Source organism: Celeribacter sp. (assembly GCF_048270365.1).
Taxonomy (GTDB): Bacteria; Pseudomonadota; Alphaproteobacteria; order Rhodobacterales; family Rhodobacteraceae; genus Celeribacter.
The window spans coordinates 1-5,726 of sequence record NZ_JBLWTA010000076.1 but is presented as its reverse complement, the minus strand read 5'-3'; the positions used below and the strand labels follow the sequence as shown (position 1 = coordinate 5,726).

Genomic DNA, 5,726 nt, shown 5'->3' with positions numbered 1-5,726 from the left:
AGGCGGGGACCGGGCGCTTAGGGTTCGCAGATCAGACGATCAACAGGCCATCCATGTCCGTTGCGGGCTTTGCACCGATATGTTCAACGCGTCTGCGCCATTCTGCACCGAGCATGTAAAATCGGAGCGAATCCGTTTCCGGGTCGATCTCATCAATAAGCCGGGCACGCAGGGCGGTCCATTGCGCCGGATCAAGATCGCATTCAAACACTGAAAATTGCACTCGTTGACCCCAATCTTCACACGCTCGGGCCACGCGGCGCAACCGTCTTCGACCCTCCTTGCTGTCTGTACGCACATCATAGGTGACGAGAACCATCATGATTTCAGCTCCAAATCCAAGCCGGGTAAATGTCGATATCGCCACGCAGATGCCGCGCGAGCAACTGCGCCTGAACCTGTGGGACGAGGCCAAGCGCGATGCGATCATCCAGCCAAGCATGGCGCAACTCGGTGCGTTTACGATCCTGATAAGCCTTCAAAACGGTTTCGCGCCCGGCGTCATTCAACAAGACTGCGCCGGTCGGTTCGGACCGAAAATCAGAGGGTGAAAGCTGACGACGGTTGATCAAACTCAGGCACACACGGTCCGCCAAGGGGGCCCGCATCTCCTCCATCAGGTCGAGGGCGAGAGACATCCGACCGGGCCGATCCCGGTGCAGAAACCCCATCTGGGGGTCAAGACCGTGGCTTTCACAGGCGGCACGTGCATCAAGCGAGGTCAGAACGTAGAGGAATGACAAGACGGCGTTGACGGCATCACGAGGCGGACGGCGGTTGCGCCCGGCAAAGGCAAAAGCCGGATCGGGATTGCGGATCATCGTCGGAAAAGCCATCCAATAGGCATGACCTGCCTCACCTTCTTGTCCGCGCAGGGTGTCGAGATCAGGCGCGCTAAGAGCATGGCGGGCGGCATCGGACAGGCGTCGCTGGCTGGCATCGACAAGCGTGGCCCCCGGTGCATCGGGATAATCGCGCAGGTGTCGACGCAACACGGCGCGTTGATTGGCAATTTTGGCGGCCACAATGGCACGGGCAACTGTCAAGGCCGCCGGTTCTTTGGTGGCCTCATGTTGGGCCCGGCGCAACAAGACATTGCCGGTCTGCGGTCCTTCAACCCGGGCCAGCAACTTGCCAGAATAGCTCAGAAAAGAGATCGTGATTCCCGCTTCGGCTGCGAACCCCATCAAGGCAGGCGACACAGCCACCTGACCGAAACACACGATCTGGCCCAGCAGATGCGCGGGCGCGCGGGCGCGGGTGGCACCGTCAATCTCCACGGCGACCGTCTCGCCATCTTTGCGCAGATAGGCCCCTTCGCTGGTGACATAGAGCGTATTGAGAAGCTTTTTCATTCGGGCACACCCGCCTGTTCGATCCGGTCTGCCATCCATGTCAGTCCAAGGTCGCGGCGGGCAACAGGACGGCAGAGATCCTGCATCGAACAACTGTTGCATCGCCGGGCCTCGAACATGGGCGCGGGCAGTGCCCCCGTGGTGATGGCTGCACGGGCGTCTTGCGCAACGCTCAACGTCAAGGCCCGCAACGGGTCGTCAAAAGCGATGATTTTGCGGCGCCGTGCGGTGCCATAAAACAAAGCGCCCTCTGGTACGGCCTGCTCGGTCATCTCCTCTAGGCAGATACCTTGCGCGCACAATTGCACCTCGTCGGCCCGATGCGCCTTTGGGCGACCGCGCTTGTATTCAACCGGATAAGGCACACCTCTGCGCATTTCGACCACATCGGCCACGCCATGTAACCTGTGCCGGACCGATGCAATCTGAACCGCACGCAAAATGCGAATGCCCTCGCGGCTTTCCGGGACGCCTGCGTCAGCGCGCTCATGCAGAACGCGCCCCTCTGCGGTGAACCTGTTTTCGGCCCAGACCCGTTCGATATGGATCAGAGCGCATTGCCGGGGACAGAACAACCAATGTTGCAGGGCCGACAGGGGCAGCGAGTCATCGGGGTCAGAAAGGCTCAACGATGGTGATCCCCTCGGGCAGGTCGGTGTCGTCCAGCATGATTTTGTAATCGGTAAAGGCGCGCGCCACCGGCCAGTTGTGGGTACGATCATCACCGACGGGCAGGGTTTCACCCTTATGCGCACGTTGCACTGTGACCCGATCAAACAGCTTATGCGCCTGCGCATTGCCAAGCGCGCTGTCGTGCCGGAACGCGATCAGACGGCGGGCGGCCATCATGCCGCGCGCGGCAGAGCGGTCATGTTCGAACATATCGCGAAACCCCGCCCAGAGCAGTGCAAGGTCGTCTTCGGAAAACCCGGTGCGCCCGGCGAGATTGGCGTTGATGAACCCATGCGCGCAATACAGACCATAGGGCACAAGATGCTTGCGGCCCATCGTGCGCTCTTTTTCCACATCTTTTTCGTTGGTCACGGACGAACGGGTGATCGACACTTCCAGCGGCATAATCGGTTCGACGGAGCGCGCGAAAGTCAGTTGTACCGGGCCGCGCACCTGACCGGCATTGACCTCGGTCGTCATCACCGCGCCAAAAGTCCGAATATCCCAGAAATTGGCACACATCCAGGCGGTGATATTCTCCGCATCCTCAACCTTCTTCGGCTTTTTCTTGGATTCGGATTTCAGCCCCGCCGCCTCATAGGCCAGCGCATGTTGACGGTTCAACACCGCCCCATCCTGCATGTAAATCGCGTGGCCCGGCGTATCGCCCTTGGCCGCGGCAACATAATTGCGCAGTTTGCGCTTGAGCGACACATCGGTGACCAGCCCCTGTGACGTCTCAGGGTCCATCCGCGGCAGGTTGCCCGCGTCGGGATCGCCATTTGGATTGCCATTCTCCACATCGAAGAACAGGACGAAATCATAACGGTTGGTGACGGCAGTCATGTGTCTGCTCCTTCGGTCTCTTCGGTTTCGATCAGTATATCTTCGGCCGCATCTTCGGCTTTGGCATAAAACGCCGCGAGCTGATGATAAAAACCGACAAAAAAGCGGCCCTGATCTTCAAGAGGCAAGGAGGCGGGCAAATCGCCGCCGCCGGGCATGAGCGCCATGATGGCTTCAATCGCTTTCTCCGCGTTGTATCCCGCCCCCGATTTTTGCCCGCCCGCCTTTTTCAGCGCGTTGCGATTATGCTCGTAGCCCTTCATCAACAACGGAAATATCCGCGCGGGCGTGGCCGAAGCCCCGCCCATATATTTGTCCCGGATCGTGGCGCCTCGGTCGGCATAGCTGCGTTCGGCATAGGTGAAGGCGCCAAACAGGCGGCCCAACACATAGGCGGGATCTTCGGATGTTTCGTCCAGCGCCATGGGCACCTCCTGTTTGGTATTACGCGTCAGAACCGCGCGGATGATTGCGGCACGCCGCCCGTCGGAAAAGCGGTCGGGCGGGGTCCCTTCGACCCGCAACCGGCCAATCACACCTGACAGCAAGCTGCGCGGATAATCGGCCCCGGTCAGCACCGACCGCATCAGTGCGCCGCCCAACAGCGGAGGAATATTCTTGGCCTCGCCCAGCGCCGCGACATCATAAAGCAGTCGCCATGCGGCGGGCGGACGTTCAACACCGTCGTGCCCGATCCAAGGAGAAGGCGTGATTTGCAGCTCGTCCCAAAACGCCGCGATGCGCGCCGCAAAATCTTGAAGCCGCCCCGGATGCCAGAAACGCACGGACAGGCGGGCAGCGTTGGGGGCAAGGCCCAGCACGAAAACTTTTGTCTCGGGATCATAATCCGATGCGTCCTGCCAATGGCCCCGCGCAATCGCGCTCAGTTCCCCGGCCAGCTTGTTGCGCGCCGTGTTCGCGTCCTCCGGGTCAGGAGCCAGCGCCCCACTGAACAGCGTTGTCGCAGCGAGTGTGGCTTTCGGCGTCGCGGCCTCAACCCAGAACACCACCGTGGCATCCCCGACCCGCAGATTTTGCCCCGATCCGCGCGCCAAAAGCGCGTTCAAAGCCGTGCCATAGGCAAAGGCTGCGGCCTCGGACACCGGCGCGTTCTCCCCCTGTTTCTTACCATGGGATTCATAGGCAAGGTCGTTGAATGAGACCAACGAGGCCCCGGAACTCTGCGCGCCCATCACACCCTTGATCGACGGATGCAAACGCGCCACGGGCGCTGGCTCCCCGGTCACAAGGCAGATCGGCCCATCACCCGCAGAGCTGCCCAAAAGGGCTTCAGCCTCAGGCAATTGGTGGATAAAACGGCTCTCGCCCTTGATCCGAAACACCAGATTGGCGTCCAACAGCCCCGCGTCATGAGACTGCGCGGCAAACTCTTCCCAGCTCCACTGCTCAAGGAACCGGCGCAACGCAACTAGAGCCGGGGCATCGGCTCCTGACAACAGCGCAATATGCGCGTCAATGAATGCCGCGTGTTCCTGTGCCGTGCGTTTCCCCTGCCCCGGCACGGGATGACCCAGATCATCTGACAGCGCTTTGCCATCCGCATCCATCGCGACCACAACCCCAAGCACATAGGCCGATTTGTCCCAAAACAGATTGGGCTTGACCCCCGCTGTGCGCTTGACGGCGGCAGGAACCGACATCGGCAATGGCCGCAACTTGCCCTTCTCATCCGGTGCGGCGAGCACATTCATCTCCACCACCGATCCATCCGAAGCCAGAACCACCTCACCCCCGATCGCCTCGCGCGAATAGCCGGGACGCGGCAGATCGGGCATCCGATCGTAGAGCGCAGCAAGTTCGGCCAAAATCGTCATGTGACCAACCCCTTGCGCACCGCATGGGCGACATCAATGATCCCGTTTTCCATCGTGGCATGGAAAAACGCCGAACTGCGATTGCTGTCATAATTGATGTCATAGAGCATCCAGCCCAGATCGCGGGTGCGGGCTTCGGGCGACAGGGTTGTTTCGGGAAACTCCTCCACCGCCTCGAAATTTGCGACGAATTCGCGCACGCCCAGACAGGGACGATGAAAACATTGACCCTTTGTGGCGCGGCGCAGGAACATGTCGCGATGTTTGCCCGGATTGTCACCCGGCCCGGCCCTGGGCGTCATCTCGAAATGCGCTTCAATCCCGTAGGACACATCCCGCAGGGCGAGCATGGCACGTTGCTGACGTTCCGCCGTCACATCCATGCCAAGGCTTGAAAGGTCGCCGGAGCGTTGTGCCGTGCGGGCATTGCGGTCCGACACCTTGGCCCCGACCTCGTTGCGGCGGATGTTTTCAAACCGGATCGGCTTGAGCACATGAATCCGGTCGATCACCCAGACCACCGCGGGTTTCCAATGGATCGCCTCAAGAATACCGCGAGCGGCAGAGGGCGTCATCACATCGTAGGACACCCGCTCCACCTTCATCTCAGGCCGCGTGAAACAGGCGTAATCGCCCCAGACGTGAAGTTTGATACCGTAAGACATGCTGAGATTAAAATACCTGATACAATGAATGGGACGATGATTGAGTAAAGGCGGCGCCGGTGTCAATGGTTAACACTGGCACCGCCAGATGGCGCAATACATCTGCTTCCATGTTTCAATCCACACCATCACTGGGACTAGAACCACCGAGAGATCCGGAGCAAGGCATCAATGAGAATGGGCACCAACCGCAGCCATTCGCGTATTTCTCGTGGATCCCACTTCATAGCCAGCCTCTCATATTAAAGTTCATGGAATGAGGTGTATTATTTTATTCTCATGTCAACATATCCCGCCGGCCTCATCAAACCGCTCCATCCGCATCCCGGCCCGGTCATCGTAAAGGCCGAGAT

At 59.9% G+C, this 5,726-nt stretch carries 6 protein-coding genes; all 6 read right to left on the bottom strand.

Annotated elements, in window-relative coordinates; genetic code table 11:
- Window positions 1–31: 31 nt before the first annotated feature.
- The 6 genes from cas2 to cas5c are packed head-to-tail and all read right to left on the bottom strand — an operon-like array spanning window position 32 to window position 5,373.
- A complete protein-coding gene (cas2, locus tag ACN0X0_RS23125; protein WP_417266964.1) occupies window positions 32–322 on the bottom strand; it encodes a CRISPR-associated endonuclease Cas2 in 291 nt (96 codons plus the stop codon).
- A gap of 4 nt (window positions 323–326) precedes the next feature.
- Window positions 327–1,355 carry a type I-C CRISPR-associated endonuclease Cas1c gene (cas1c, locus tag ACN0X0_RS23120; RefSeq protein ID WP_417266963.1) on the bottom strand — a complete coding sequence of 343 codons (1,029 nt, stop codon included), beginning with the start codon at window positions 1,353–1,355 and terminating at the stop codon, window positions 327–329.
- Window positions 1,352–1,984, bottom strand: a complete 633-nt coding sequence (cas4, locus tag ACN0X0_RS23115; protein ID WP_417266962.1) for a CRISPR-associated protein Cas4 — start codon at window positions 1,982–1,984, stop codon at window positions 1,352–1,354. The genes cas1c and cas4 overlap by 4 nt, the downstream gene beginning before the upstream one ends.
- Entirely contained in the window at window positions 1,971–2,873 is a 903-nt protein-coding gene (cas7c, locus tag ACN0X0_RS23110; RefSeq protein ID WP_417266961.1) for a type I-C CRISPR-associated protein Cas7/Csd2, read from the bottom strand. The genes cas4 and cas7c overlap by 14 nt, the downstream gene beginning before the upstream one ends.
- Window positions 2,870–4,708, bottom strand: coding sequence for a type I-C CRISPR-associated protein Cas8c/Csd1 (gene cas8c / locus ACN0X0_RS23105; RefSeq protein WP_417266960.1), 1,839 nt, complete (start codon window positions 4,706–4,708; stop codon window positions 2,870–2,872). Before cas8c ends, cas7c begins: the two co-directional genes overlap by 4 nt.
- Complete coding sequence (gene cas5c / locus ACN0X0_RS23100) at window positions 4,705–5,373, bottom strand: type I-C CRISPR-associated protein Cas5c (protein WP_417266959.1); 669 nt, start codon at window positions 5,371–5,373, stop codon at window positions 4,705–4,707. The genes cas8c and cas5c overlap by 4 nt, the downstream gene beginning before the upstream one ends.
- Window positions 5,374–5,726 lie beyond the last annotated feature (353 nt).

Coding starts and splice junctions, on each gene's coding strand:
- cas1c (WP_417266963.1), bottom strand. CDS start 1,355: ATGAAAAAGCTTCTCAATACGCTCTATGTCACCAGCGAAGGGGCCTAT.
- cas2 (WP_417266964.1), bottom strand. CDS start 322: ATGATGGTTCTCGTCACCTATGATGTGCGTACAGACAGCAAGGAGGGT.
- cas5c (WP_417266959.1), bottom strand. CDS start 5,373: ATGTCTTACGGTATCAAACTTCACGTCTGGGGCGATTACGCCTGTTTC.
- cas8c (WP_417266960.1), bottom strand. CDS start 4,708: ATGACGATTTTGGCCGAACTTGCTGCGCTCTACGATCGGATGCCCGAT.
- cas7c (WP_417266961.1), bottom strand. CDS start 2,873: ATGACTGCCGTCACCAACCGTTATGATTTCGTCCTGTTCTTCGATGTG.